This window comes from Sphaerisporangium flaviroseum, from assembly GCF_039537005.1.
In the GTDB taxonomy this organism is placed as follows: Bacteria; Actinomycetota; Actinomycetes; order Streptosporangiales; family Streptosporangiaceae; genus Sphaerisporangium; species Sphaerisporangium flaviroseum.
In genome coordinates, this window is record NZ_BAAAZR010000008.1 from 23,197 (window position 1) to 48,288 (window position 25,092).

21 protein-coding genes are annotated in these 25,092 nt (G+C 70.9%); 10 read left to right on the top strand and 11 right to left on the bottom strand.

What is annotated here, in order from left to right; genetic code table 11:
- Positions 1 to 565 precede the first annotated feature (565 nt).
- The 7 genes from dxr (at position 566) to ABD810_RS16540 (ending at position 8,185) form a co-directional block, all read left to right on the top strand.
- On the top strand, positions 566 to 1,708 hold the full coding sequence (gene dxr / locus ABD810_RS16510) for a 1-deoxy-D-xylulose-5-phosphate reductoisomerase (protein WP_344941950.1): 1,143 nt from the start codon (positions 566 to 568) through the stop codon (positions 1,706 to 1,708).
- A gap of 125 nt (positions 1,709 to 1,833) precedes the next feature.
- Entirely contained in the window at positions 1,834 to 3,003 is a 1,170-nt protein-coding gene (gene ispG, locus ABD810_RS16515; protein ID WP_344940094.1) for a flavodoxin-dependent (E)-4-hydroxy-3-methylbut-2-enyl-diphosphate synthase, read from the top strand.
- 131 nt (positions 3,004 to 3,134) lie between these two features.
- Positions 3,135 to 4,325, top strand: a complete 1,191-nt coding sequence (locus ABD810_RS16520; RefSeq protein WP_344940098.1) for a PP2C family protein-serine/threonine phosphatase — start codon at positions 3,135 to 3,137, stop codon at positions 4,323 to 4,325.
- A gap of 217 nt (positions 4,326 to 4,542) precedes the next feature.
- Complete coding sequence (locus ABD810_RS16525) at positions 4,543 to 6,087, top strand: alpha/beta hydrolase (RefSeq protein WP_344940101.1); 1,545 nt, start codon at positions 4,543 to 4,545, stop codon at positions 6,085 to 6,087.
- A 47-nt stretch (positions 6,088 to 6,134) separates the two neighbouring features.
- Entirely contained in the window at positions 6,135 to 6,977 is an 843-nt protein-coding gene (locus tag ABD810_RS16530) for a GNAT family N-acetyltransferase (protein WP_344941953.1), read from the top strand.
- Between the two features lie 63 nt (positions 6,978 to 7,040).
- A complete protein-coding gene (locus ABD810_RS16535) occupies positions 7,041 to 7,793 on the top strand; it encodes a HipA family kinase (protein ID WP_344940104.1) in 753 nt (250 codons plus the stop codon).
- Entirely contained in the window at positions 7,790 to 8,185 is a 396-nt protein-coding gene (locus tag ABD810_RS16540; RefSeq protein WP_344940107.1) for a DUF3037 domain-containing protein, read from the top strand. The genes ABD810_RS16535 and ABD810_RS16540 overlap by 4 nt, the downstream gene beginning before the upstream one ends.
- On the opposite strand, the gene ABD810_RS16545 is transcribed toward ABD810_RS16540, so the two are convergent.
- Genes ABD810_RS16545 through ABD810_RS16555 form a run of 3 tightly spaced genes read right to left on the bottom strand, consistent with a single transcriptional unit; the run spans position 8,169 to position 11,133 of the window.
- Entirely contained in the window at positions 8,169 to 9,053 is an 885-nt protein-coding gene (locus ABD810_RS16545) for a TIGR03619 family F420-dependent LLM class oxidoreductase (RefSeq protein ID WP_344940110.1), read from the bottom strand. The genes ABD810_RS16540 and ABD810_RS16545 overlap by 17 nt on opposite strands.
- A gap of 12 nt (positions 9,054 to 9,065) precedes the next feature.
- Positions 9,066 to 10,313, bottom strand: coding sequence for an LLM class flavin-dependent oxidoreductase (locus ABD810_RS16550; RefSeq protein ID WP_344940113.1), 1,248 nt, complete (start codon positions 10,311 to 10,313; stop codon positions 9,066 to 9,068).
- A 13-nt stretch (positions 10,314 to 10,326) separates the two neighbouring features.
- Positions 10,327 to 11,133, bottom strand: a complete 807-nt coding sequence (locus ABD810_RS16555; RefSeq protein ID WP_344940116.1) for an alpha/beta fold hydrolase — start codon at positions 11,131 to 11,133, stop codon at positions 10,327 to 10,329.
- A 107-nt stretch (positions 11,134 to 11,240) separates the two neighbouring features.
- Here ABD810_RS16555 and ABD810_RS16560 point away from each other — a divergent pair, with 107 nt between their 5' ends.
- Positions 11,241 to 12,068: an LLM class F420-dependent oxidoreductase gene (locus ABD810_RS16560; RefSeq protein ID WP_344940119.1), complete on the top strand. Its 828-nt coding sequence runs from the start codon at positions 11,241 to 11,243 to the stop codon at positions 12,066 to 12,068.
- Here the strand turns inward: ABD810_RS16560 and ABD810_RS16565 are convergent.
- From ABD810_RS16565 to ABD810_RS16575, 3 genes are all read right to left on the bottom strand, one after another.
- On the bottom strand, positions 12,050 to 13,381 hold the full coding sequence (locus ABD810_RS16565) for an alkyl sulfatase dimerization domain-containing protein (protein WP_344940122.1): 1,332 nt from the start codon (positions 13,379 to 13,381) through the stop codon (positions 12,050 to 12,052). The genes ABD810_RS16560 and ABD810_RS16565 overlap by 19 nt on opposite strands.
- A 153-nt stretch (positions 13,382 to 13,534) precedes the next feature.
- Positions 13,535 to 16,354, bottom strand: a complete 2,820-nt coding sequence (locus ABD810_RS16570; protein WP_344940125.1) for a LuxR C-terminal-related transcriptional regulator — start codon at positions 16,352 to 16,354, stop codon at positions 13,535 to 13,537.
- 3 nt (positions 16,355 to 16,357) lie between these two features.
- Complete coding sequence (locus ABD810_RS16575) at positions 16,358 to 16,924, bottom strand: TetR/AcrR family transcriptional regulator (protein ID WP_344940128.1); 567 nt, start codon at positions 16,922 to 16,924, stop codon at positions 16,358 to 16,360.
- 136 nt (positions 16,925 to 17,060) lie between these two features.
- On the opposite strand from ABD810_RS16575, the gene ABD810_RS16580 reads away from it, so the two are divergent.
- Positions 17,061 to 19,316 (top strand): MMPL family transporter, encoded by a 2,256-nt coding sequence (locus tag ABD810_RS16580; protein WP_344940131.1) that lies wholly within the window; start codon positions 17,061 to 17,063, stop codon positions 19,314 to 19,316.
- Between the two features lie 94 nt (positions 19,317 to 19,410).
- Here ABD810_RS16580 and ABD810_RS16585 read toward each other — a convergent pair whose 3' ends face one another.
- The 5 genes from ABD810_RS16585 to ABD810_RS16605 all read right to left on the bottom strand — a co-directional run bounded on the left by ABD810_RS16585 (position 19,411) and on the right by ABD810_RS16605 (position 24,045).
- Positions 19,411 to 20,400 carry a branched-chain amino acid ABC transporter permease gene (locus tag ABD810_RS16585; RefSeq protein ID WP_344940134.1) on the bottom strand — a complete coding sequence of 330 codons (990 nt, stop codon included), beginning with the start codon at positions 20,398 to 20,400 and terminating at the stop codon, positions 19,411 to 19,413.
- Positions 20,397 to 21,257 carry a branched-chain amino acid ABC transporter permease gene (locus ABD810_RS16590; RefSeq protein WP_344940137.1) on the bottom strand — a complete coding sequence of 287 codons (861 nt, stop codon included), beginning with the start codon at positions 21,255 to 21,257 and terminating at the stop codon, positions 20,397 to 20,399. The genes ABD810_RS16585 and ABD810_RS16590 overlap by 4 nt, the downstream gene beginning before the upstream one ends.
- A 67-nt stretch (positions 21,258 to 21,324) precedes the next feature.
- Positions 21,325 to 22,041 (bottom strand): ABC transporter ATP-binding protein, encoded by a 717-nt coding sequence (locus ABD810_RS16595; RefSeq protein WP_344940139.1) that lies wholly within the window; start codon positions 22,039 to 22,041, stop codon positions 21,325 to 21,327.
- On the bottom strand, positions 22,038 to 22,793 hold the full coding sequence (locus ABD810_RS16600; RefSeq protein WP_344940144.1) for an ABC transporter ATP-binding protein: 756 nt from the start codon (positions 22,791 to 22,793) through the stop codon (positions 22,038 to 22,040). Before ABD810_RS16600 ends, ABD810_RS16595 begins: the two co-directional genes overlap by 4 nt.
- Before the next feature lie 55 nt (positions 22,794 to 22,848).
- Positions 22,849 to 24,045: an ABC transporter substrate-binding protein gene (locus ABD810_RS16605; protein WP_344940146.1), complete on the bottom strand. Its 1,197-nt coding sequence runs from the start codon at positions 24,043 to 24,045 to the stop codon at positions 22,849 to 22,851.
- Positions 24,046 to 24,273: 228 nt separating this feature from the next.
- On the opposite strand from ABD810_RS16605, the gene ABD810_RS16610 reads away from it, so the two are divergent.
- Positions 24,274 to 25,083: a PaaX family transcriptional regulator gene (locus ABD810_RS16610; RefSeq protein WP_344940149.1), complete on the top strand. Its 810-nt coding sequence runs from the start codon at positions 24,274 to 24,276 to the stop codon at positions 25,081 to 25,083.
- Positions 25,084 to 25,092 lie beyond the last annotated feature (9 nt).

Consider the following 25,092-nt stretch of genomic DNA (forward strand, 5'->3'; position numbering starts at 1 on the left):
GCTGATTGCCGCATTTCTCGCGATTCGCCGAGACGGGTATGACGAGATTCGGGCATTTAGCTGCTGCTTCCTCACCCGTCGCTGTGGTGACGGAAATCTGCCCGCACGGCACCCCGGCGCGGCACGCGCCACACCCGCCGAGCCGGCTCGTACGGAGCCCCGGCCGGGCGGGCGGCGCGGTCGGCCCGGGGGAGGGGCGGTGGTGGGCGGGCGGTGCCAGGAAGGCGCAGGGGTCAAGTCAGGAAGATGCGGGGGCGGGGCGAGGAAAAGGCGCAGGGAAGGGGTGGATGCGGCGCTGATGTGAGGAGGCGCGGGGTGGTGTGCGGAGGGGGCAGGGGGAGTCACCGTGATAATGGGGAGCATGCAGACCCCTCTCGCAGACCCGGTCCCGCACGCAGGTCAGGCCGATCCGGCGGGCGCGCCCGGTGAGGCGGAGCTCGCGGGCACCGCCGGTCGAGCCGGTCGCGCGGGCACCGGCAGGCCGTCCGAGCGTCCGGGTGCCGCCGGGCCGTCCCAGCTCGTGCGCCCGGCGGAGCTTCCGGGACCGGCAGAGCCGCGATCGATCGTGTTGCTGGGCTCCACGGGCTCGGTGGGCACGCAGGCGCTCGATGTCATCGAGCGCGATCCGGGGCATTTCCGGGTCGCCGGGCTCGTGGCGGGCGGTGGGCAGGTCGACCTGCTCGCCCGCCAGGTCGAGCGGTTCCGCCCGGAGGTGGTCGCCGTCGCCGACGAGCGCGCCGTGCCCGCGCTGCGCGAGGCGATCGGTTCGGTGCCGATCCTCGCCGGTCCTGAGGGAGTCGCCGAGGTGGCCGCGTGGCCCTGCGACATCGTCCTCAACGGCATCACCGGCGCGGTCGGGCTCACCTCCACCCTCGCGGCGCTGGAGGCGGGGCGGGTGCTCGCGCTCGCCAACAAGGAGTCCCTCATCATCGGCGGCCCGCTGGTGAAGCGGCTGGCCGGTCCCGGCCAGATCCTGCCGGTGGACTCCGAGCACTCGGCGCTCGCGCAGTGCCTGTGGGCCGCCGGCCCGTCCGGGTACGACCCGGAAGCGGTGCGGCAGCTCATCGTGACGGCGAGCGGTGGTCCGTTCCGGGGCCGCAAGCGTTCCGACCTCGCGCGGGTCACCCCCGGGCAGGCGTTGAAGCACCCCACGTGGGACATGGGCACGGTGATCACGCTCAACTCCGCGACGCTGGTCAACAAGGGGCTCGAGGTCATCGAGGCCAACCTGCTGTTCGACATCCCCTTCGACCGGATCGTCGTGGTGGTCCACCCGCAGTCCGTCATCCACTCGATGGTGGAGTTCGTGGACGGTTCGACCATCGCCCAGGCGAGCCCGCCGGACATGCGGTTGCCGATCTCGCTCACCCTCGGATGGCCCTCCCGGATCCCGGGCGCGGCCAGGGCCGTCGACTGGACCACGGCGCACACCTGGACCTTCGAGCCTCTGGACGACGAGGCCTTTCCCTCGGTGGCGCTGGCCCGGCACGTCGGGTCCCAGGGCGGCACGGCTCCCGCGGTCTACAACGCGGCCAACGAGGTCTGCTTGGACGCCTTCCTCGCAGGCAGGCTGCCCTTCCTCGGCATCGTGGACACCGTCGCCGCCGTCGTGGGCGAGCACACGGTCTCACCCGCCGACACGGTCGAGGAGGTGCTCGACGCGGACGCCTGGGCCCGCACCAGAGCCCGCGAGCTGACCGCCGGGTAACGCTCGACCCCTACGGCCACGGTGGGGTAAAGCGCCTTCTCCGCATCCGTAACCCGGTGGTCCGTGGAGTTACCTAGACTGGTGAGGTCTGAGCGCGTCGTCGAACACCCAAGGTGCTGGAAAAGATGACATCTGTTGATCTGGGCATTCCGTCCGTGCGGAGCAAGCCGATCGCCGAGCGGCGGGTGTCGCGGCAGATCATGGTCGGCTCGGTCCCGGTGGGCGGGGACGCGCCGGTTTCGGTTCAGTCCATGACCACGACGCTGACCGCCGATGTGAACGCGACGCTGCAGCAGATCGCGGAGCTCACGGCGTCGGGCTGTCAGATCGTCCGCGTGGCGGTCCCCTCGCAGGACGACGCCGACGCGCTCCCCATGATCGCGCGCAAGTCGCAGATCCCGGTGATCGCCGACATCCACTTCCAGCCGAAGTACGTCTTCGCGGCCATCGAGGCGGGGTGCGCCGCCGTGCGCGTCAACCCGGGGAACATCAAGAAGTTCGACGACAAGGTCGGCGAGATCGCGCGGGCCGCCGCCGACACCGGCACCCCGATCCGCATCGGCGTGAACGCCGGCTCCCTCGACCCCCGCCTGCTGGCCAAGTACGGCAAGGCGACGCCCGAGGCGCTGGTGGAGTCGGCGCTGTGGGAGTGCTCGCTGTTCGAGGAGCACGGCTTCCGCGACATCAAGATCTCTGTGAAGCACCACGACCCGGTGGTGATGATCCAGGCCTACCGGCAGCTGGCGATGCGCTGCGACTATCCCCTGCACCTGGGTGTCACCGAGGCCGGCCCGGCGTTCCAGGGCACGATCAAGTCGGCGGTGGCGTTCGGCGCCCTGCTGGCCGAGGGCATCGGAGACACGATCCGCGTCTCCCTGTCCGCGCCTCCGGTCGAGGAGGTCAAGGTCGGCATCGGCATCCTCGAGTCGCTGAACCTTCGCAAGCGCGGTCTGGAGATCGTGTCCTGCCCGTCGTGCGGGCGGGCCCAGGTCGACGTCTACACCCTGGCCGAGCAGGTCCACGCGGGTCTCGACGGGCTGAAGGTCCCGCTGCGGGTGGCCGTGATGGGGTGCGTCGTGAACGGCCCGGGCGAGGCGCGTGAGGCCGACCTCGGCGTCGCCTCCGGCAACGGCAAGGGCCAGATCTTCGTCAAGGGTGAGGTCGTCAAGACCGTGCCCGAGTCGCAGATCGTGGAGACCCTCATCGAGGAGGCCCTTCGCCTGGCCGAGGAGATGGGCGTCGATGTCGACCTCGACGACGAGGACGCCCTCGGCCCCGAGGTCGTCGTCGGCTGACCCGGATCCAGAGGCCCCGCAGGGGATGGCCGTCGCTCTCCCGCCGGGAAGATGGTCACTCCAGGCGCGGATGAAGGTGACTCTCCCGCCCGGATGACCGTCGCTTTTTCCCGGGGATGACCGTCGCCCTCGTGCCTGTCACGATGGTGTTGTGGCAGGTCGGGGCGGTGGTGGTCTTCCTGGGCGGGGATGTGCGGGTGTATGCAGGAAGGGTGCCACTACAGCGGGTCCGCTCTGATCAGCGGCGGCCGTGGCGTTCGGGCCACGCGCTCGTGGGGCTTCCGCTCGCGCTGATGGTCTTGATCACCATCGCCGAGCTCTGGTCGCCGCCGGAGGTCCAGCTGAGCCCGCTGCTGGTCATGGCCCCCGCGATCACGGCCTCGTTCGGGGGGCCCCGGCTCACCGGGATGGTGGGCGGCATCGCCGTCGTGGACCTGATACTCCTCGACCTGCGGAGCGACTCGCTGGGCACCCGCACCATGCAGACGCAGCTCGCGGCCTTGATCGTGGTCTCGGCGCTGCTGGTGCTGTTCACCTACATACGCGATCGGCACCGCATGGAGCTCACCCGGGTGCGTTCGGTCGCGGAGGCCGCGCAGCGTGCCCTGCTGAGGCCCCTGCCCCCGCAGCTCGCGGGGGTACGGCTCGCCTCCATGTACCTCGCCGCCGAGCAGGAGGCCCAGATCGGCGGCGACCTGTACGCGGCGGCCCGTACGCCCTGCGGGGCCCGCATCGTCATCGGCGACGTGCGCGGAAAGGGTCTTCCCTCGGTGTCCGACGCGGCCCTGCTCCTGGGCGCCTTCCGGGAGGCGGCGCGCCGCCACGCGGAACTGCCGGACGTCGTGCTGCACCTGGACGAGAGCGTGAGCGCGGACCTGGAGGAGCAGGCGCAGGGGTGCCGGGAGGCCGGCGAGAACTTCATCACCGCCGCGGTGCTGGACATCCCCGATGACCGGCCGGTGATCGACATGATCAACTGCGGGCACCCGCCGCCGCTGCTCATCCGTGATCGCGAGGTCATGGCCCTGCAGGTCGACGATCCCGTGCCCCCGCTGGGCCTGGGCGCGCTCGCCGACCCGGCCTACCACGTCGAGACCTTCGACTTCAAAGCCGGCGACACCCTGCTGCTCTACACCGATGGCGTCATCGAGGCCCGCGGCCCGTCGGGCGCGTTCTACCCGCTGACCGAGCGGATCACGATGTGGCGGAGGGACGGGCCCGAGACGCTGGTCGAGCATGTAAGGGACGATCTGCTCGCCTACGTCGGCGGGTGTCTGGGCGACGATGCCGCCATGGTGGCCATCCAGCGCCTTCCCGAATGAGGCACCGGGTGGGTGAACTCCCTCTGAAACGCACTTCACCCTGACCTCTGTGACGAACCGTAGAAGGCTACTGGCTGCAATCGAATGACTACACATTGGTAAACTTTGGGCTGGGTCGACGGTGACCGCGGGGTCCCATCCGGAAGCATCACCTCTGCCACAGGAGCAGAGGGAGTGACGGGTGAAGCGGGTTTTCCTGGTTGGAACAAGCGTTACGGTGCTGGTCACCGCATTGACAGGAGGGGCGAGGGGAGAGGTAGCCGCTCCGCGCGACGAGGTGGCCTGGGCCCCGTGCCCCGGGCAGAAGACGGCGGTCGCGGTGGAGTGCGCGACCGTGAAGGTCCCGGTCGACCACACCCGGCCGGAAGGGCAGACCATCTCGCTGGCCCTCAACCGGATCAAGGGCTCGGCGTCCCACGGCCGTAACGGTCTCGGCGTGCTGCTGGTCAACCCCGGAGGTCCCGGGGCCTCGGGTGTGAACCTCGCGCGGTACGTCGCCGTCGCGCTGCCCAAGGACGTCGCGGCGCGGTATGACGTGATCGGGTTCGATCCGCGCGGTGTGGGGCTGAGCGAGCCCGCACTGAGCTGCGCCGACCCCAAGAAGCACTTCGCCGCTCCGCGCCTCGACCAGGTGCCGAAGAACGACGCGGCCGAGCAGGCGTTGCTCGCGCGGGCCAAGCACTACGCCGACGCGTGCGGCAGCCGCTGGTCGTGGCTGCTGCCCCACCTCACCACCGAGAACTCCGCCCGTGACATGGACAAGATCCGTCAGGCGCTCGGTGAGCAGAAGATCAGCTACCTCGGCTACTCGTACGGCACCTACCTCGGCGCCGTCTACGCGACGCTGTTCCCCGACCGGGTGAAGCGGCTGGTGCTGGACAGCGTGGTCGACCCGGAAGGGGTGTGGTACGACGCGAACATCGCCCAGGACTACGCCTTCGACCGGCGGCACCGTGACTTCCTGGCCTGGGTCGCACGGCACAACGACGTGTACCACCTGGGCCGGACCCAGAGCGAGGTCTCCTCGGCGTGGTACTCCATGCGCGAGCGCCTGGGCGCCCGGCCGGCCGGCGGCCTCATCGGGCCGAGCGAGCTGGACGACATCTTCACCGTCGGCGGGTACACCAACCTCGTGTGGCCCCGGTTCGCCGGCGCCTTCTCCGCCTACGCCAGGAAGGGACAGGCCGAGGGCCTGGTGTCGGCCTACCGCGTGCACGTCGACCATGACGCGGCGGCCGAGAACAACTACGCGGTCTACCTGGCCGTCCAGTGCCGGGACGCGGAGTGGCCGCGCGACTGGGCACGCTGGTGGGCCGACACGACCAAGGTGAACGCCAAGGCGCCGTTCATGGCGTGGCCCAACGCCTGGTACAACGCGCCCTGCGCCTTCTGGCCGGAGAAGGGGACGACGCCGATCCACGTCGGTGACGTCGCCCACCTGCCCCCGATCCTGCTCGTGCAGTCGAAGCTGGACGCCGCCACGCCGTACGCCGGGGCGCTGCGGGTGCGCGGACGGTTCCCCAGCTCGAGGCTGCTCGTCGAGACCGGAGGCAACCACGGAGTGTCCCTGGGCGGCAACATCTGCGTCGACCGGCACCTCGCCGCCTACCTGCGGGACGGTAGCGTCCCGGGTGGCTCGGAGCGGCACACCGGACGGCAGGCCGACGCCACGTGCCCGACGGGGCCGGAGCCGCGGCCGGTGGCCCCTGCCCCGGCGAGCCCCGGTCACTTGCGGCTGTCGAAGGCCATTCTCGGCCAGTAGGGTCGGTTCGTTCCAAAATCAGGGCGGTCGCGTAGGCTAAGCGCGTGATGCTGCGAACATCGGCGTCGCGCGTGCTCGACGATCAGGACCGCGAAGAGGTGCTTTCGATCCTCGACGCGGACCCCGTCGCCAACGTCTTCGTCGCCTCCCGGGTCCGGTCCGTCGGGCTCAGCCCGGCTCGGCTCGGCGGACAGATGTGGGGATTCGGCCCGCGCGGCGGGCTGACCTCACTGTGCTACGCCGGAGCCAACCTGGTCCCGGTCAACGCCGGCCCTGAGGCCGTCCAGGCCTTCGCCGACCGTGCTCGCAAGCAGGGCCGGCGCTGCTCGTCGATCGTCGGCCCCGCCGACGCCGTCGAGAAGCTGTGGGACCGGCTTGAGCCCTACTGGGGCCCGGCGCGGGCCATCCGCTGGGCCCAGCCCGTCATGGCCACCTCCTCGCCGTCGCCGGTGCCGCCGGACCCGTTGGTCAGGCAGGTCCGGCCCGATGAGTTCGCCACGCTGCTCCCCGCATGCGTGGCGATGTTCACCGAGGAGGTCGGCATCTCACCCGATCTCGGGGACGGCGGCGCCCTCTACCGGTCCCGCGTCGCGGAACTGATCCGCATCGGCCGCTCGTACGCCCGCATCGAGGACGGCCAGGTCGTCTTCAAGGCGGAGGTCGGGGCGGTGACGCCGCAGGTCTGCCAGATCCAGGGTGTGTGGGTGCATCCCGAACGGCGTGGCCGGGGACATGCGGTGACGGGCATGGCGGCCGTCGTCGACCTGACCCTGCGGCACTTCGCGCCGGTGGTCAGCCTGTACGTCAACGACTTCAACGTTCCCGCGCGGGCGGCCTATCGCAAGGTGGGCTTCAAGGAAGTCGACACGTTCATGTCCGTGCTGTTCTGACCTGGTCCGTCGCGGTGGACGGGCCGGATCCGGGCGGCTGGCCGGCGTCGGTACCCTTGGCGAGTGCTCGAACAGGTGACCGCGACGCGATACGTGACCCCGCTCCGGGAGGGCGGGTCCCTGCCGGGCGTCGTCGAAGCAGATGACCTTGGTACCTATGTCGTGAAATTTCGTGGTGCGGGGCAGGGTCGGCGCGTGCTCGTCGCCGAGATCATCTGTGCCGAGCTGGCCCGCAGGCTCGAGCTGCGCACCCCTGACCTGCGGATCGTCGACCTCGACCCGCAGATCGGGGCCAGGGAGCCCGACCAGGAGATCCAGGATCTTCTCAACGCCAGCGAGGGCCACAACCTTGGGGTGGACTTCCTCCCCGGCGCGCTGGGCTTCGACCCCCTCGCGTGGACCCCCGACGCCGGGTTCGCCTCCCGGGTGCTGTGGTTCGACGCGCTCATCCACAACGTCGACAGAAGCTGGCGCAACCCCAACCTGCTCGTCTGGCACGGCGACACCTGGCTGATCGACCACGGCGCCGCTCTGTGGTTCCACCACAACTGGCGCACCGCCGACCCGCAGCGCGCCTTCGACGCCGGGGATCACGTACTGGCGCCGTTCGCGACGCGCATCGAGGAGGCGGACGCCGAGCTTACCGGGCGCATCACCGAGGAGCTGATCCGCACGGTCGTCGACCTCGTCCCTGGTGAGTGGCTCGACGGCGAGCCCGGGTTCCCCGACGCGGAGGCCGTACGCCGCGCCTACGTCGACCACCTGCTCGCCCGCGCCCACGGCCCGCGCGCCTGGCTGCCGGCGGTGGCGCGATGAGCGACCTGCACATCTACGAGTACGCGGTGATCCGGATCGTGCCGTGCGTGGTCAGGGGTGAGCTGATCAACGCCGGAGTGATCGTCTACTCGCAGCCGTGCGACTACCTGTGCGCCCGCACCGAGCTCGACGAGGACCGGCTGCGCGCGCTCGACGACGGCGCCGACGTCGCGGGCATCAGGCAGGCGCTCGCCGCCGTCGAGCGCGCGTGCTCGGAGGACTCGGGACCGCTGCGCGAGGAGTCGCTGGGCAGCCGGTTCCGGTGGCTGACCGCGCCGCGCAGCACGATCGTGCAGACCGGCCCCGTCCACGCGGGGCTGGCCGCCGATCCCGCGGCCGAGCTGGAGAACCTCCTCGGGCGCCTGGTCCGCAGGGCTACATCCGCGCGATGACCTCCTCCGCGAAGCGCTCCATGGTCGCGATCTTGAGGTCGAGGCTTCCCTCGCCGAACTTGGCCTTCTCCTCGGGGGTGGCGAGCCACCACGGAGCGGTCATGGTGCCGGTGACGCCCTTCTCGGCGATCCTGCGGTAGGCCGCCGCGTCCGGCATGACGGCGAGGGCGGCGATCACCTCCAGGTCGTCCTCTGGCCTGCCGTACTCCTTCAGGTAGGCGCGCAACGTGGCGAGCACCCCGTCCAGTTGCTCCTCGGAGTAGACGCGGTTGCCGATCCAGCCGTCCCCGAGCCGCGCCGCGCGCCGCAGCGCGGCCTCGCTGTCACCGCCGACGAAGAACGGCACAGGACGCGCCGGGGTCGGGGCGATCGACAGCGGGCCGAAGTCGAAGTGGGTGCCGTGGTGCTCGACCGTGCCGCCGGCCCACAGCTCCCGCAGGACCGGGATCATCTCGTCCAGCCGCCTGCCCCGGGTGTGGAAGTCCTGCCCGGTCTGCAGGAACTCGTCCTTGCACCAGCCGACGCCCACGCCGAAGGCGACACGGTCGCGGGACAGCACGGCCGCCGTGGAGACCTGCTTGGCGACGGTGAACAGGTCGCGGGCGGGGGCGATGTAGACGTTGGGGGCGAACCGCAGCCGCTCGGTGACGGCGGCCATGGCTCCGATGGTGACCCACACGTCCGGCCAGTGTGTCGCGGCGTTCCAGCGCGGCGCACCGGTCCGGGAGTAGGGGTAGGGCGACTCGTAGTCGGCGTAGAAGATGTGGTCGGACAGTGTGAGGGTGTCGATGCCGCACCGCTCGGACGCCTTGGCCAGCTCGATGAACTGGTCGGTGTCGGTGAACGACGCACCCAGCCAGAAGCGCATGCCTGCCCGTCCTCAGTCGGCGAACTCGGGGATGACCTTGGTGGCGAACATCTCCAGGTTGCGCTTGACCGTGTCGAGCGGCAGCACTCCCTGCTGGCCCTGCATGAACAGCCCGAACCACTCCAGGTCGGGCATGCGGTCGAGCATGCGCTGGATGCCGCGCTTGACGTCGTCGGGCGTCCCGAGCAGGGCGAGCTCGACCTCGTTCATGCGCTTGTAGTCGCCCTTCTCCGGGGAGATGGGCTTGTGCTTGTCGTCCTCCTGCTTGCGCAGGACCTCCAGGTAGCCGAAGGGGCCGAAGAAGGCCGCGAAGTCCTTGGACATGGGGCCGTAGGTGGCGATGGCCTCCTCACGGGTGTCCGCCATGCCGACGATCTTCAGGATGCCGGTGTGCTCGCCGAGCTTGTAGTCACGGCCGCACTTGGCCGACTCCTCCTGGTAGAGCTTCGCCTTGGCGGCGTGCTCGTCGGGGTTCGGGGTGAACATCCACGGCAGGATGTTCTCCTGTGCCGCCCGCACCACCGAGCGGTCGCTGATGGTGAACGGCTGCCACAGCTCGGGGTAGGGGTCCTGGTAGGGCCTGGGGCTCACCGAGACGGCCTGGATCTTGCCGTCCTCGGACACCTCGCCCGGGGCGCCGAACGTCTTGGTCCATTCCAGGGCGGGCCAGCCCTCGATGCCGTCGTACGGGGAGGGAACCTCGTAGTCGAGCATCTCGCTCTTGTAGCGGAGGGTCTCCTGGGTCCAGGCCAGCTTCATGATGTGCAGGATCTCGCCGAACACGTCGAAGTTGCGGTTGTCGGACGCCGATCCGTCCGACCGGGCCGCCGACGCGCGCCAGCGCTGGCCGAGGACGTTCATCCACCGGTTCTGGTAGCCGCGCGCCACGCCGAGCCGGAGCCGTCCCTTGCAGAACTGGTCGAGCAGGGCCACGTCCTCCGCCGCCCGGATGGGGTCCCAGGCGGGCAGCACGAGCCCGAGGGGCGCCAGCAGGATGCGCTCGGTGCGCGCCGCGAGGTCGGTGAGGACCATCAGCGGATTCACCGAGAACTCGAAACCCTCCGAGTGGAAGTGGTGCTCGGTCATCATGAGGGCGTCGAAGCCGATCTGGTCGGCGTGCACGGCGATCTCGCGCACTTCGTCCAGCAGCTTCTGGTACGACTCGGTGTCGCGGCCGATGGGTCGTCTGGCCCGGGCGTTCTCCTCCTGGCTGTACCCGGAGCCCGGGATCTGCGGGTTGAGCATTATGGAAAATTTCACGGCAAACTTCTCCTCATGCACGAGCGCCGGCGAGCGCCTTCAGCCATTTGTTGACGACGAGGAGGAACTCCGCCGGACGTTCCTCGTGTAGCCGGTGGCCGCTGCCCTCCCACACCACCGCCCGCGAGCGGGGGTCCTTGAACAACCCCGACTCCCAGGCGGCCTGGTCGGGGTCGAACCAGAAAGTCAGCACCGGGCACGGCCGGCGTGCCAGGTAACCGTCGGAGTTGGGCCGCACCCCGATGGCGCCCGGCACCGCGAACATCGCCTCGAACGCCTCCACCAGCACGTGCGGCGGGGTGGCCAGCGTGCGCCGCCGGTGCGACTCGCGCAGCCAGGCGGGGGTGGCCGGCGTGTACGACCACTGGTCGATGTCCACAGCGACGGCGGAGGTGTCCCCGCCACGCAGCGCCTCGACCATGCCGGGGAAGGCCGACGCGACGGCGCCTGTGAAGCCGTACCCGGGGTCGACCGTCACCAGCGCGCGCACCGAATCGGGGTGCTCGACCGCGAGGTGGGAGACCACCTGACCGCCCATGGAGTGGCCGACGGCCACCACGGGGCCTGTGCCCAGCCCGGCGAGCAGTTCGGCCAGGTCGGCGGCCATGCGGCGCGGGGTGTTGCCCGTGTCGCGGGAGGTGGAGTATCCATGGCCTCGGAGATCGACGGCTATCACACGGTGCCGTTCGCGGAGCGCCGGGATATGGTGCGTCCATTCGTGAGAGTCCGATCCCCAGCCGTGGACGAGGAGCAGCACCGAATCGGAGCCACCGTCATCCGTGTAGAACAGTCGCACGCCGTCGACATCGGCGAATGCCATGACCGCCCCTCCTATGAGGACTACCCGCCAGGCAAGCTACCCTAGGAATGCTAACCGAGCAATCGCTTGTTTAGCCACGCGCGACAGGTCACGGAGAGGACGGCGTCATGCGGCTAGGCGTCACGATGTTCACCACCGACCAGGCGATGCCGGTCAGCGACCTGGCACGCGCCGCCGAGGAACGGGGCTTCACCTCGTTGTACGTGCCGGAGCACACCCACATCCCGGTCTCACGCAGAACCCCGCCCGCCGCGGGACAGGACGTGCTGCCCGAGGAGTACAAGCGGACCCTCGATCCGCTGGTCGCGCTCGCCTACGCGGCGGCCGTCACCGAGCGCCTCACCGTCGGGACGGGCATCCTGCTGGCGGCCCAGCGCGACCCCATCGTGACGGCCAAGGCCGTCGCCACCCTCGACCACCTGTCCGGCGGGCGCTTCGTGCTCGGCGTCGGGTTCGGCTGGAACGTCGAGGAGATGGAGGACCACGGCGTGTCGTACGGCTCGCGTCGTGACGTCGTCCGCGAGCACGTGCTGGCCATGAAGGAGCTGTGGAGCCGGGAGGTCGCCGGCTTCGAGGGACGGCACGTGAGCTTCGAGCCGTCCTGGTCCTGGCCCAAGCCGGTCGGCGGGCCGCCGGTCCTCATCGGCGGTGCGGCGGGCCCCAAGATGTTCGCGCATGTCGCGGAGTACGCCGACGGCTGGATGCCGATCGGCGGCAAGGGCGTGAAGGACGCGCTGCCCGCCCTCCGCGAGGCCTACGACAAGGCCGGCCGCGACCCGGCGACGGTGAGGGTCGTACCGTTCGGCACCGTGCCGAGCAAGGGGAAGCTCGACTACTACGCCGAGCTGGGCATCGAAGAGGTCGTGTGCAGCGTCCCGAGCGCGTCGGCCGCCACCGTCCTGCCGGTGCTCGACGGCTACTCCGCGCTTCTCTGAGCCGGGGGGACCCACCACGTGTGGCCGCCCGCTATCTCGTGGTAGACGTCGAGCAGGTCCTTTGAGGTGGTCACGCTTCGCGACTCGGCGGCGGCCCAGGTGTACACCCCGCGGGACATGGTCGAGGTCTCCTGCCGCACCCGCAGCGTGTAGACGCGCGCCCTGATCTCGTGCACCTTGTGGTCGAGCGGGTCCGCCTGCATGGCCAGCTCGGCGAGCTGGCAGGCCAGGCGCAGGTCCCCTTCCGCCGCCGCCGTGGCGGCACGGGCGGCCAGGGCCGGGGCGCCTCCGGCCAGGTCGGCCAGCGCGGTGGCGAGCACCTCGTCGGGCGCCGGTTTGAGGTGGGCCGGGTTGCCGTCGTGCCAGCCGCCGTAGAGGCGCCAGATGTTGCGCACGACGAACTCCGGCTCGTCGTAGTGCGGCTGAAGGTAGGGACGGCCGGCCAGTCCCGCCGGCGGTTTCACGCTGTGGATGATCTCGTCGAGGCGGGCGCCCGCGTTCATCATCTCCAGCGTCTGCTCGACCAGGCAGTCGAGGTAGTCCGCGGTGTCGGTCAGCGCCTGCCGTACCCTGGCCGGGCCGACGATGGGCAGGCCATGGCCGGGGAGCAGCACCTCCGCGTCCTGGGCCGCCATCTTCCGCAGCGCGGTCGCCCATTCGTCGGGGTACCGCTGGACCTTCTGCGGGTTACCGGCATTCGGGGTGACCCAGATGAACAGGTCACCGGTCAGCAGCACGCCGCGCTCGGGCAGGAACGCCCACGTGGCGTCGTCGGTCTCCCCACGGGCGTGGTGCATCTCGAAGGTCACGTCGCCGAGCGAGACGCGGAGCTCGTCCCGGTAGGTGAGGTCGGGCTGCCGGTAGGCGGTCGGCCAGGTCATCCGCGTGAAGCCGAACTGGCGCTGGTTGATCACGGTGTTGTAGCCGGCGGTCCTGGCGTACCGGATGAACCGCGCCGCCACGTCCTCGTGCGCGATGACGCTCGGGCGCGGGGCGTCCTCGGCGTCGAAGGGGTCCATCCCCGCGACGTGGTCGAAGTGGCCGTGGGAGAAGATGGCGTAGCGGACCGGCTCGTCCGACCAGGCTCTCATGGCCGCGTGCATCGTCCCCGCGTCCACGTTGTTGCCGGTGTCGAACAGAGCCAGGCCGCCATCGCCCCGAATGCCGTAGACGTTCCCGAACCCGGGCCACATGACCACGCGTTCGGCCACCTCCTGCACCCCCCTCGAGCGCAGGTCCCGCAGCGGCACCTCCTGCGGGGTCACCGACCCGCCCCAGACGGCGTCCGCGTGGTCAAGGATCGGTGATGTCATGCGACCAGCGTGCCCCAGCCGCCACCGCGAACAGCAGTAGGGATATCCCTACATCTTGGATCTTTACCGCCTTACGACTGCCGGGCGTCTGCTCCTCCCATACAGGATTCGGCCGGGATATTTACCGGAACGTATAGCGCGATAGCCGGTGGGTCACACCTCGCCGCGTTCGTAGGCGAGGGCCAGTTCCACGCGGGAGCGTAGGCCGGTTTTGGCGTACACGCGGGACAGGTAGACCTCCACCGTCTTGCGGCTGTAGTGCAGCTCGTCGGCGATCTGCGGGTTCGACAGGCCGCCCGCGACCAGCTCGATCACGCGCCGCTCGACCGGTGTCAGGGCGGCGGCCCGGGTGGGGGCGAGCCCGGCCTGCTTCAGGCGGCGGCCCGTACGCTGGGCCCACGGCGCGGCGCCGAGGTCGGTGAAGATGCCGTGCGCCCGCACGAGCTGGGCGCCGTCCCCCAGGACGCCGAGGACCAGGCGTGCCCGGCCCTCTTCGAACTTCAGCCCATCGGCCCTGGCGCTCTCCAGTGCGGCCTCGGCTCTGGCCACGTCCTTGAAGACGACCGCCGACGCCAGCTCGGAAATCATGCGGGCCCGCGGCGTGCCGCTCCGTGCCGCCTCGGCCAGGGTGATGGCCGCCGCCTGGGCCGCCTCCACGTCTCCCGCCGACTCGTACATCATGACGCGGAAGCCGAGCACGCGATGGACGACGTCCGGCGGGCCGCTCGCGAGGGCCTCATCGAGCAGCCGCGAGGCCGTCGCCCGGTCTCCGAGCCCCAGCGCGCGCCTGGCCTTGAACATGGCGCGCAGGGAGAGCTGGAGCACGCAGTTGGGCGGCGGGTCGGCGAGCAGCGGTTCCGCCTCGTCGTACCGCCCCTGGTCGAGCAGGATGTCCAGCTCGATGTTCCGCAGCAGCGCGACGTTCTCCCACAGCCCGGCGTCGCTGAGGGCCAAGGCGTCGGACCGGATGTCCCGCAGCGCGTGCTCCCACTCGCCGCCGAGCCGGCGCACCACCGCCATGGTGCGCACGTGCTGTCCCGCGATGTTGTTCCAGCCGAGCCCACGGTAGATCTGCTCGGCCTGGGAGAGCAGGCCGAGCGTGCGGGTGCGTACCCCTCCGCTCGCCAGGATGTGCGCCGCCGACTCCAGGGAGGCCAGCCTGCCCGCGGGCGGAAGTGCCGCGGAGGCCGAGAGCAGGATGTCCAGCGCGCGTTCGGTCTCCTCCCACCTGCCCTTGATGATCGCGTCGCCGGCGAGCGCGCTGAGGGCGATCACCAGGTCCTCCTGGGGGCATCCCGGGAGCGCCTGCCAGGCCCTGCCGGCCAGTTCGGTGGAGTCGAGGCCGAGCTGGGTGCTCACCACCGCCTGCTGGGCGAGCAGGGCGGTCGGGTCGTCGCAGAAGGGAAGCTGTTCGGCGGCCAGCGACACCGCGACCTCGTACTGCCCCATGGAGTGCGCGGCGTTGACCATCGTGTGGGCGGTGCGGGTGTGCCGGCGTCCCTGGGGAAGCAGGGCGAGGGCCGCCCGGCCCGCGCGCAGCGCGTCCGCCGGTCGAGAGCCCTTCCAGTACGACAGCGCCTGCCTGGCCAGCAGCACGCCGCGCTCCTCGGCGGGGGCGAGCTCGGCGGCCCTGCCGTACCAGTGACCGGCCGACAGGGGCGCGGTCCAGCGGGTCAGCTCGGCGGCGCGGAGCATGGCGGGCAGCGCCTCGGCGCTCGTGCCGCCTTCGGCGACGTGAGCGGCCCACTCCAGGACCCGGCGCGTCCCGCTGAGGCCCTGGCGGTGCAGCAGCTCGGCGATGCGGGCGTGGACCCGGCGCCGCTCGGCGGGGCCGAGATCGGCGTACAGCGCCTCGGCGACCAGCGGATGGGCGAACTCGTAGGAGCCCTGATCGGTCGGCATGACCAGGCCGTCCCTGACCAGCCCGTCGAACGCGCGCTCCGCGTCGGCCCCGTCGAGACCGGCGACCTCCGCCAGCGCGTCCAGGTCGGCCATGCCCGCCGGGCGGGTGCGGCGCAGCGCGGCGAGCACTCTGGCGAGGTTGCGGCCGCCCTGGTCGCGCTGGAACAGGCGGCTGAGGATGGCGCCTCTGCGCGGGCCGGGATAGGCCGACTGGACCGCACCGCCCTGCACGAGCGTGAGCACCGCCTCGCGGACGAACCACGGGTTGCCCCGGCTCTCCTCGTGGACGCGCCGCAGGATCTGCTCGCTGGGGGTGCGGCCGAGTAGGCCGGTCACCAGCGCGGTGACCTCCTCGAACGACAGCGGGCTGAGCCGGACCACCAGGTCGGCGTCCATCGGGGGCAGGCGCCTGGCGGTGCCCACGACCGCGAGACCTCGCACCCGGCGGGGGAGGTACGACAGCACGCCGAGCGTGTCGGCGTCGGCGAGGTGCAGGTCGTCGATGGCCAGGAAGGTGCGGCCGGGCAGCCCTTCCAGGAGGTTGGCCGTGCGCACGGCCGGGGCGGCGCCGGTGAGGCCGAGCGCGGCCTGGTCGATCGCGTCCAGCAGTTCCTTGAGCGGCTCCCGCGCGGCCGGGTCGGCGTGGAGCGGGCCCAGCGCGTCGGCGAGCGAGGCGTAGGCCAGGCCGCTGCCGAAGTCGCGTGCCTGGCCGTGCAGCACGCGGTAGCCCATGGACCTGGCGAGTGCCTCGGTCTCGGCCAGCAGGTGGGTCTTGCCGATGCCCGCCTCGCCGTGGATCAGCAGGGTCACGGGCGGGCGGAGCAGCGCGGACTCACACCGGCGCAGGACGCCGGGCCGGTCCGAGGGGCCGGGCGCGTCGACGGGCCCGGACGGTCCGGGGAGGTCCGGTGCGGTGGGTCGGGACGGTGTGGGGAGGTCCGGTGCGGCGGGCCCGGACGATCTCGGGAGGTCTGGTGCGGTGGGGTGGTGATGGGTGGCGGGGTCGGGCGTGGTGGGGTGGTGATGGGTGGCGGGGTCGGGCTGGTGTGGGGTCGCGGGGGGTGTCGGCACCCGTCACCGTCCCTGGTCGCCGGTCAGGGCCGCGTCCTGGATGGCGAGGGCGGCGCTCAGGAGCAACTCGCGCACCGTCTCCTGCGGAAGGTCCATGGTCTTGACGACGGCGAACTGCAGGGATCCCATGACCGCCCAGGCGCGGACGCGCGCGGCGTCGCCGGGGGAGGGGCCGGTGAGCTTGGCGTAGATCTCGTCGCGAAATGCTCGGATCGTCTCCCCGGGGGATCCCGGAGGGGCGTCGTCCGCTCCGCCGATGTCCTCCATGAGGAGCCGGATGACGGCACGGTGGCGTACCACGAAGTCCGTCAGCGGTTCGATGAAGAGGCGGGGATCGGTGCCGAAGTCGCCGTCGAGCAGCGCGATGACGTCGTCGACCGCCGGTGCGACCAACTCCGCGGCCAGCTTGTCCTTCGGATGGAAGTGGTAGGCCACGGCGGTCTTGGTCAGGCCCACGCGGGCGGCGATGTCGGCCAGGGAGGTGGCGGCGTAGCCCCGCTCGGCGAACAGTTGCCGTGCGGCGGTGAGGATCCTGCTACGGGTGTCACTGCCACGGTCGAATGTGGTCATCGTCTCACTTCTCAGCGCGGTCGAGCGTTTCTGGATGTTCGCGCCTAAGCTCTTAAACGGACGTCCTGCACGGCCGTACAGAACAAACGTTTCACATACGTTTCCAATCCCTCAATAGTGTCTGGGACGGTCACCGATGGCTAGCTTGCTGGGTCGATTGGGTGGATGGTGCGCACGGCACGGCCGTGCCGTGCTCGCGTTATGGATCATCGTCGCGGGCGTGCTGACAGCCGGCACGCTGGTGTTCGGACGTCCCGTCAACAGCAACGTCTCCATCCCCGGCACCGACGCCCAGCGCGCGCACGACCTCATGCGCGACGGGTTCGGACCAGGGTACGACCCCGGCGGCACCATGCAGGTCGTCCTGTACTCCAAGGACGGGCCGCTCCTCGACGCCAAGCGCAAGCGCGCGGTCGAGAAGGCCATGGCGGAGGTCAGGAAGGTCCCCCATGTGGTGCAGGTGGACACCCCGTACCGCGTGGGCGGCCTCTCCTCCAACATGATGATCGGCGTCATGACCGTCCGGCTCTCCGGCAACGACTCGAGCAAGCTCGCGGAGACCACCAAGCAGGTCTCCGCGGCGGCCGAGCCCGTACGGCAGGCCGGCATCGAGGCCGTTCCCGCCGACAACGGGACCCCCGCCGACAAGGAGATCAAGACCGGCTCCAGCGAGATCATCGGCGTGGCCTGCGCGCTGCTGGTGCTGCTTCTGGCGTTCGGCACGCTCGTCGCCGCGATGGTGCCCATCTTCACCGCCGTCATCAGCCTCGCCGTCGGCCTCGGGGTGATCGGCCTGCTCGGTCACATCGTGGACGTGCCCAAGCAGGCGTCGGTCATGGCGTCCATGATCGGCCTCGGCGTGGGCATCGACTACGCCCTGTTCCTGCTGTCACGGCACCGCAAGCTCCTCGCCGACGGCGTCCCCGTGCACGAGTCGGTCCGCCGCACGGCCGCCGGCGCGGGCGGGGCCGTGCTGTTCGCCGGGGGCACGGTCGTCATCGCGCTGAGCGCGCTGATGCTGGCCGGCTTCCCGATGCTCCGCACGCTCGGCTGGATCACCGGCATCTCGGTGGTGTGCGCGGTGCTCACCTCGCTCACCCTGGTCCCCGCGCTGCTCGGCGTTCTCGGTCACCGCGTCAACGCGCTGCGCCTGCCGTTGGTCGGCCCCCGGCGCGACCGGGCGCACTCGGCGGCGAACGGCTGGGCCGGGCTGGGCACCTGGGTCGCGGGACGCCCGTGGCGGGTGCTCGCGACGGCGGTGATCGTGCTCGGCGCGCTCGCCGCCCCGGCCCTCGCCATCAAGCTCGGCACCGTCGACGACGGGTACGCCGACCGCGGGCAGTCGTCCCGGCGGGCGTACGAGCTGATGCAGGCCGGTTTCGGCCCGGGGAGCAACGGCCCCCTGATCGTGGTCGGCGAGCTGGGCACCAAGGCGCCCGCCGGTGACCCGCCGCCTCCGGTGGTGAAGGACCTGAAGAACCGGCTGACGTACGTCCCCGGCGTCGCGTACGTGGCCCCGGCGAAGATCAACGCGTCGGGGACGGCCGTGCTGTTCCAGGTCGTGCCCGAGTACGCCCCGAGCGATCCCCGGACGGCCGGCGTGGTCCGCGCGGTCCGCGGCCTGCACGTGCCCGATGTCGGGCTGCACGTGGGCGGCGAGGTCGCGGGCATGACCGACGCGGGCGACCGCATCGCCGAGCGCACCCCGGCCGTCATCGGCGTCGTGGTGCTGCTCAGCGCCCTGCTCCTGCTGCTGGCCTTCCGCGCGCCTGTGGTGGCGATCAAGGCGGCGCTGATGAACCTCATCTCGCTCGGCGCGGCGTTCGGAGCGCTGGCCATCGTCTTCTCCTACGGGCTCGGCAGCAGGCTTGTGGGCATGGACCCACCGGTGTCGATGGACGGCTCCTACCTGGCGACGCTGTTCTTCACCGTGCCGATCGACTCCTACGTGCCGCTCATGCTGTTCGCCGTGCTGTTCGGGCTGTCCATGGACTACGAGGTCTTCCTGCTGACCTCGGTCCGCCAGGCGTACCTGCGCTCCAGGAACAACCGGCTCGCGGTCGCAGAAGGGCTGGGCGCCACCGGCCGGGTCATCACCTCGGCCGCGCTCATCATGGTGGTGGTGTTCGTCGCGTTCATCGCCTACCCCGACCCGTTGGTCAAGGTGTTCGGCGTGGGGCTCGCGGTCGCGATCGCCGTGGACGCCACCATCATCCGCGGGCTCCTCGTCCCGGCCACGATGGTCCTCCTCGGGCGGCTCAACTGGTGGTGCCCGGCGTGGCTCGACCGGATCCTGCCCAACCTGTCCATCACCGATCACGCCGAGGACCACGATGAGGAGCCGGTGACGCCCGGCCCCGACCGGCGGCTGGTGACCACCGGCCAGAGCTGACCGGCGGCTGGTGACCACCGGCCGGAGCTGACCGGCGGCTGGTGACCACCGGCCGGAGCCGACCGGCGCTCGCGATCCGTACGCCGCCGGCGCGCTAGGGCCGCGCGTCGGCCTCGCGGGCGCGCCGGGACGAGAGGCGCCTGGTCACGGCGGGGAGCAGCCCGTGGGGCAGGAACAGGACGACCACGATGAGCAGCAGCGCGTAGACCGCGTAGGACAGCACGCTCGGGGCGTAGCTCGGCATCCCGGGCGCCGTGCCCAGGACGTTCAGCGCCTGGACGAGCAGCGTGATCGCGGCCGCGCCCACCACCGCTCCCCAGATGGTGCCGAGCCCGCCGACCACGGCCATCACGATGTACTCGATGGACAGAAGCACCGGGAAGGACCCCGGGGCGACGTACCCGACGTAGAACGCGTAGATCCCGCCGGCCAGCCCGGCGAAGGCCGCGGAGAGGGCGAAGACCACGAGCTTGTAGCGGCCGACCGGGACGCCGGAGGACGCCGCCGCCGTCTCGCTGGTGGCCAGCGCCCGCAGGGCCCGGCCGGGCCTGGAGGCGATGACGTTCCGCGTCACCAGCATCACCAGCGCCACCCCGGCCCAGGTCAGATAGGCGTAACCGGAGGCGTCGCCCAGCTCGAAGGACCCGGCGCCGAACCTCGGGATGCCCTGGAGCCCGATGTCACCGCCGGTGAACTCCAGCTGTCCGGCCAGCGACAGCAGGATCAGCTGCGTGGCGAGCGTGGCGAACGCCAGATGGTGCCCGCGCAGGCGCAGCAGCGGGACGCCGACCACGACGGCGAACGCCGCCGCGACGACCGGCGCGGCCAGCAGCCCGGCCACCGGGGGGCCGCCGTGCACGGCGAGTATCCCCGCGGTGTAGCCGCCCACGGCGTAGAACGCGCCCTGCCCGAGCGAGACCTGGCCGGCGTACCCCATCAGCAGCGAGACGCCGACCGTCACCATCGCGGCCAGGCCGAGGAAGATGTACACCGACAGCGCGCTGTCGTCCAGAAACGCGGGGAGGGCCAGCGTGACGGCGGCGACGGCGAGGCCGGGCAGCAGGCGTCTCATACGGTCGCTCATGCGGTCTCCTCCAGGACGGGCCCGCGCCGGGTGGACTGGACGACCATGATGACGAGCATCAGGCCGAGGGCGAGCTCGGTCTGGTAGGCCGCGTAGCCGTATCCCGCCGCCATCGACTCGGCGACGCCGAGCAGCAGCGCGCCGACGAGGGCCAGACCCGGGCGGGTCAGCGCGCCGAACACGGCTGCGGCGAAGCCGTTGACGATGAGCGTGACGTCGGTGTCGAAGGAGATGGGGCGCAGCGGGGTCACCAGCACCCCGGCCACGCCGCCGAGCAGGCCGCCGAGGGCGAACGCCAGCAGCCCCATCTTGGTGACGTCGATGCCGATGACCCGGGCCGCATACGGGTTGGAGGCGCAGGCGCTGAGCGCCTTGCCGAGGTAGGTGCGGCCGAAGAAGGCGGTGAGCAGCAGGAACGTCACGGCCGTGGCGGCGATGACGAGCAGGTGCTGCCGCTGGACGCCGACTCCGCCCAGGGTGACCGAGCCGGGCAGGCCGGGAAAGGACCGCGGCTGGTCCCCCCAGACGAAGATCTCGATCGCGTAGGCCAGCACGCCGATGCCGAGGGTGATGATGAGGGACGACTGGGGCGTGGTGCCGCGCCTGCCGATCGCCAGCAGGCCGGTGAGCAGCCCGGTCACCGTCGCGATCAGCACGGCGGCCACCTCGCTGAGCCCGTGCGGGAGGCCGGTGCCGAGCAGCCACGACGCGCTCAGCCCCGCGACGACCGCGAACATGCCCTGGGCGAAGTTCACCACGCCGGTCACCCGGTGGACGGCGACCAGCCCGCTGGCGATGAGCGCGAACCCGCAGCCGACGGCGAGGCCGTTGACGAGATAGGTCAGGAGCTCTCTCACGTCGCGGTCCTTCGTCGTCGCATCCCCGGCGCGGCCGGCGCGGCCGGCGCGGGATCCCCGGGCCCGGTCATATCTGGGTCTCCTCGATCGATCCGCCGAGGTAGGCGCTGGCGACCCGCGGGCTCTCCGCCAGCTCCGCGCACGGCCCTTCGGCGACGACCCGTCCGGCTTCCAGGACGTACGCCCGCTCGCACACGCCGAAGGCCAGCCGGGCGTTCTGCTCGATGAGCAGTACGGTGAGCCCCTGCTCTCTGTTGAGCGCCACCAGGTGGGCGGCGAGGTCCCGGGTGACCATGGGGGCGAGGCCGAGGGACAGCTCGTCGACCACGAGCACGTCCGGGCGGGACATCATCGCCCTGCCGAACGCGACCATCTGCTGCTCGCCTCCGGACAGCACGCCGGCCCGCCGCTTCCGTAGCTCCGCGAGCCGGGGGAGGAGGTCGAACACGAAGGCGGGATCGCGCTCGCGCGAGCGCCAGCCGCCGAGGCTCAGGTTGTCCTCCACGGTGAGGTCGGGGAAGAGCTGGCGGCCCTCGGGGATGTGCGCCAGCCTGCCGCCGACCTCGACGGTGCCGGACCGCGGGGTGAGGATGCCCGACAGCGTGTCGGCCAGTGTCGACTTGCCCGCTCCGTTCGGCCCGAGGAGCGCCACCATCTCCCCGCTCCGCACGGACAGCCGGACGTGGTCGAGCGCGGTCGCCGAGCCGTAGGTGACGACCAGGTCGGTGACCTCGATGGTGCCGCCGGTCCTGGATGGTTCAGGGGGCGTATCGGATTCGTTCACGAGGCGTCTCCGAGGTAGGCGGAGACCACCAGGGGGTCGGCGCGGATCTCGCCGGGCGTGCCCTCGGAGATGACCCGGCCGAGGTCCAGGACGGTGACGCGGTCGGCGAGCCGGGTGACGAAGGTGACGTCGTGCTCGACCAGCATGATGGTCAGGCCCGCGGCGCGCAGTTCCTCGATCAGCACCGCCAGGGCTTCGCGCTCCCCGGCCCGCAGCCCCGACGCGGGCTCGTCCAGGAGCAGCAGGCGCGGTTCGGCGCACAACGCGCGGGCGACCTGCATGGAACGCTGCTGGCCGAGGGGGAGCAGGCCCGCCTGGCGGTCGGCCCACGCGCCGAGGCCGACCCGCGCGAGCGCCTCGTCGGCCCGCCTCGCGATCTCACGCTCGTCGCGCCGGTGCCGGGGCAGGCGCAGGGCGGCCGCCGCGAAGCCGGTGCGCGTGCGGGTGTGCGCGCCCACCATGACGTTCTCCCTGACCGTCATGCCACGGAACACGCGGGCGCCTTGGAACACGATGGAGATGCCGAGCCGCGCACGCCGGTGCGGGGGCAGGCGGTCCACCGGTGTGGAGCGGAAGGAGATGGTGCCCTGGTCGGCGAGGAGGTGGCCGGTGATGAGGTTGAACAGCGTGGACTTCCCGGCGCCGTTCGGCCCGATGATGCCGCGCACCTCGCCCTCGGCGATGTCGAGGCTCACCTCGCGGACGGCGTAGACCCCTCCGAAGGAGCGGGAGACCCCGTTGACGCTCAGCACGTCCTGTGACTCCGTTGCCGTCGTTGGCTGTTCGTGACCCCCGGCACCTGGCAACCTACTCGGCCGAGACCGTCTTGGACAGCTGTTCCTCGGCCCATTCGGTGGGGACGAACTGCCCGTCCTTCACCGTGTTGACGGAAATGAAGTCCGGGCTCAGCCCCGAGTGGTCGGTGGGGGAGTAGCGGAACCGGCCGTTGGGGGTCACCAGGTCCATGCTCTCCAGGGCCTGCTGGACCTTGGTCTTGTCCGTGCTCCCGGCCTTCTTGATCGCCTCGAACAGCAGGAGGCTCGCGCTGTAGCCGTCCTGGGCGAACTGCGGCGGCGGGTATCCGTACTTCTGCTTGAACGGCGTGGCCATCTGGTCGATGACCTCTTTCTGCTTGCTGGCCGGCAGGTGGTCGCCCACGACGCCGATCGCGCTCTGCACCGTCATGCCCTCGGCGGCGGCGCCCATCGGCTCCAGCCAGAGCTTGCTGGCCTGGGACGCGGTCAGGAACAGCGGCACCTTCAGTCCCGAGGCGGCGTACTGCTTGCCCGCCGTGACGCCGGGGGCGCCCGAACCCCAGAAGACCAGGGCCTGCGCGTCGGAGTCCTTCACATGCGTGAAGATCGCGCTGAAGTCGGAGGTCGTGGTCTCGTACGGCTCGTCGCGGACGATGGTCACGCCGTACTTCGGCGCGAGGGCGACCATCGACTTGTGCCCGGCGACGGAGTAGGCGCTCTTGGTGTCGTGCGCGACCGCGATCTTGGTGACCTTGGTGGCCTGCATGTACTGCAGGTACCGCTCGGCGTACATGCTGGACAGCGCGGGCGTGACGAAGATGTACGACTTGATCGGCTCCACCTGCTCCTGCGCCGGCGCGAGGGAGAGGTAGGGGATCTTCTCGCGCTGGGCCAGCGGTTCGATGGCGAGCGCGGAGTTGGAGAACACCGGCCCGATGAGCGCGTCGATCTGGCCCTTGATCTGGTTGAAGGCCACGATGCCCTGGTCGGGCGCGGTCTTGTCGTCGCGCTGGACCAGCTCGATCTTGCGCCCGAGCAGGCCGCCCTTGGCGTTGACCTGCTCGACGGCGAGCTCGACGGCCTTCTTGTCCTCGCTGCCGAGGGGCGTGTAGTTGCCGGTGAGGGAGACGATGAGGCCGACGCGGATGGGGTCTGCGGAGGCTCCGCCGGTGGCTCCGTCTCCACCGCCTCCACCGCACGCGGTAACGGCCAGGGCGAGACAGGCGATCGCTGGGACGAGCTTGCGCACGTGTGCCTCCTGGAGGTGGTTTCGCGGCGACAGACGCCCGCGCATGCCTCCATCAAGCGCTGGTTCGGCCACCGCGTGATGAAAAGACGGTGTGATCCGGACCCCCGACGGCCCTGAATTTAGGCATGTCACTTACGGCTGTCAATAGAATGCCGAACATCTTGGAGGGGGGCGTTGATGGCACGTGCTCAGAGCACTCTCACAGGGCCGGCTCTGCGATCCCAGTCGGTGATGCTCACATTCCTCGGCAACCACGTGTACGACCGGCCCGTCTGCGTGTTCTCGGGGAGTTTCATCGACGTCTTCGCCCGGGTCGGGGTCTCGGAGGAGGCGACGCGATCGACGTTGAGCCGGATGGCCTCCCGCGGGCTGCTGCGGCGGCAGCGGCACGGCCGCCGGATGTATTTCGGACTCACGCCGCGGACCCTTGAGATCCTCAGGGACGGCGAGCGGCGCATCTGGCACACCGGTGTCGTCAACGACACGGCCGAGGACCGGTGGACGCTCATCGGCTTCTCCCTGCCCGAGTCCTGGCAGCGCCAGCGGCACGAGTTGCGCTCGCGGCTGATCTGGGCGGGGTTCGGCCCGCTGCAGAACGGGTTGTGGATCTCTCCGGCCGAGGTGGACGTGGAGTCGGTGGTGCGAGATCTGGACCTTGGGCCCGACGCCAACGTGAAGGTGTTCCTGGCCGAGCCCCGGGAGCCCACCGACATGGAACGCCTCATCCGGGACGCCTACGACCTCGACCATCTCGGCGGGCGGTACCGCGCCTTCCTCGACCGGTGGGACCGGCCCGCCCCGATGCCGGAGGCGCCCGACGATCTGGCACGTTCCCTGGTGATGCTGACCGAGTGGTTGCGCATCATCCGCACCGATCCGCGGCTTCCCGTGCGATACCTGCCGCGCGGCTGGCCCGCCGAACACGCGCAGCGGGTGTGCCGCGCCCTGCACGAGCGGTTCCGGGGCGAGGCCCTCGCCATCGCCACGCACGTCCTGGAGACCGTTCCCGACGCCGCCGTTGGTTGGGCAGAACAGTGACAGCCGTCA

Bases quoted from the DNA above. Each gene is read 5' to 3' on its own strand.
- ispG (WP_344940094.1), top strand. From the start codon at position 1,834: ATGACATCTGTTGATCTGGGCATTCCGTCCGTGCGGAGCAAGCCGATC.
- ABD810_RS16530 (WP_344941953.1), top strand. From the start codon at position 6,135: ATGCTGCGAACATCGGCGTCGCGCGTGCTCGACGATCAGGACCGCGAA.
- ABD810_RS16540 (WP_344940107.1), top strand. From the start codon at position 7,790: ATGAGCGACCTGCACATCTACGAGTACGCGGTGATCCGGATCGTGCCG.
- ABD810_RS16545 (WP_344940110.1), bottom strand. From the start codon at position 9,053: ATGCGCTTCTGGCTGGGTGCGTCGTTCACCGACACCGACCAGTTCATC.
- ABD810_RS16555 (WP_344940116.1), bottom strand. From the start codon at position 11,133: ATGGCATTCGCCGATGTCGACGGCGTGCGACTGTTCTACACGGATGAC.
- ABD810_RS16560 (WP_344940119.1), top strand. From the start codon at position 11,241: ATGCGGCTAGGCGTCACGATGTTCACCACCGACCAGGCGATGCCGGTC.
- ABD810_RS16565 (WP_344940122.1), bottom strand. From the start codon at position 13,381: ATGACATCACCGATCCTTGACCACGCGGACGCCGTCTGGGGCGGGTCG.
- ABD810_RS16575 (WP_344940128.1), bottom strand. From the start codon at position 16,924: ATGACCACATTCGACCGTGGCAGTGACACCCGTAGCAGGATCCTCACC.
- ABD810_RS16580 (WP_344940131.1), top strand. From the start codon at position 17,061: ATGGCTAGCTTGCTGGGTCGATTGGGTGGATGGTGCGCACGGCACGGC.
- ABD810_RS16585 (WP_344940134.1), bottom strand. From the start codon at position 20,400: ATGAGCGACCGTATGAGACGCCTGCTGCCCGGCCTCGCCGTCGCCGCC.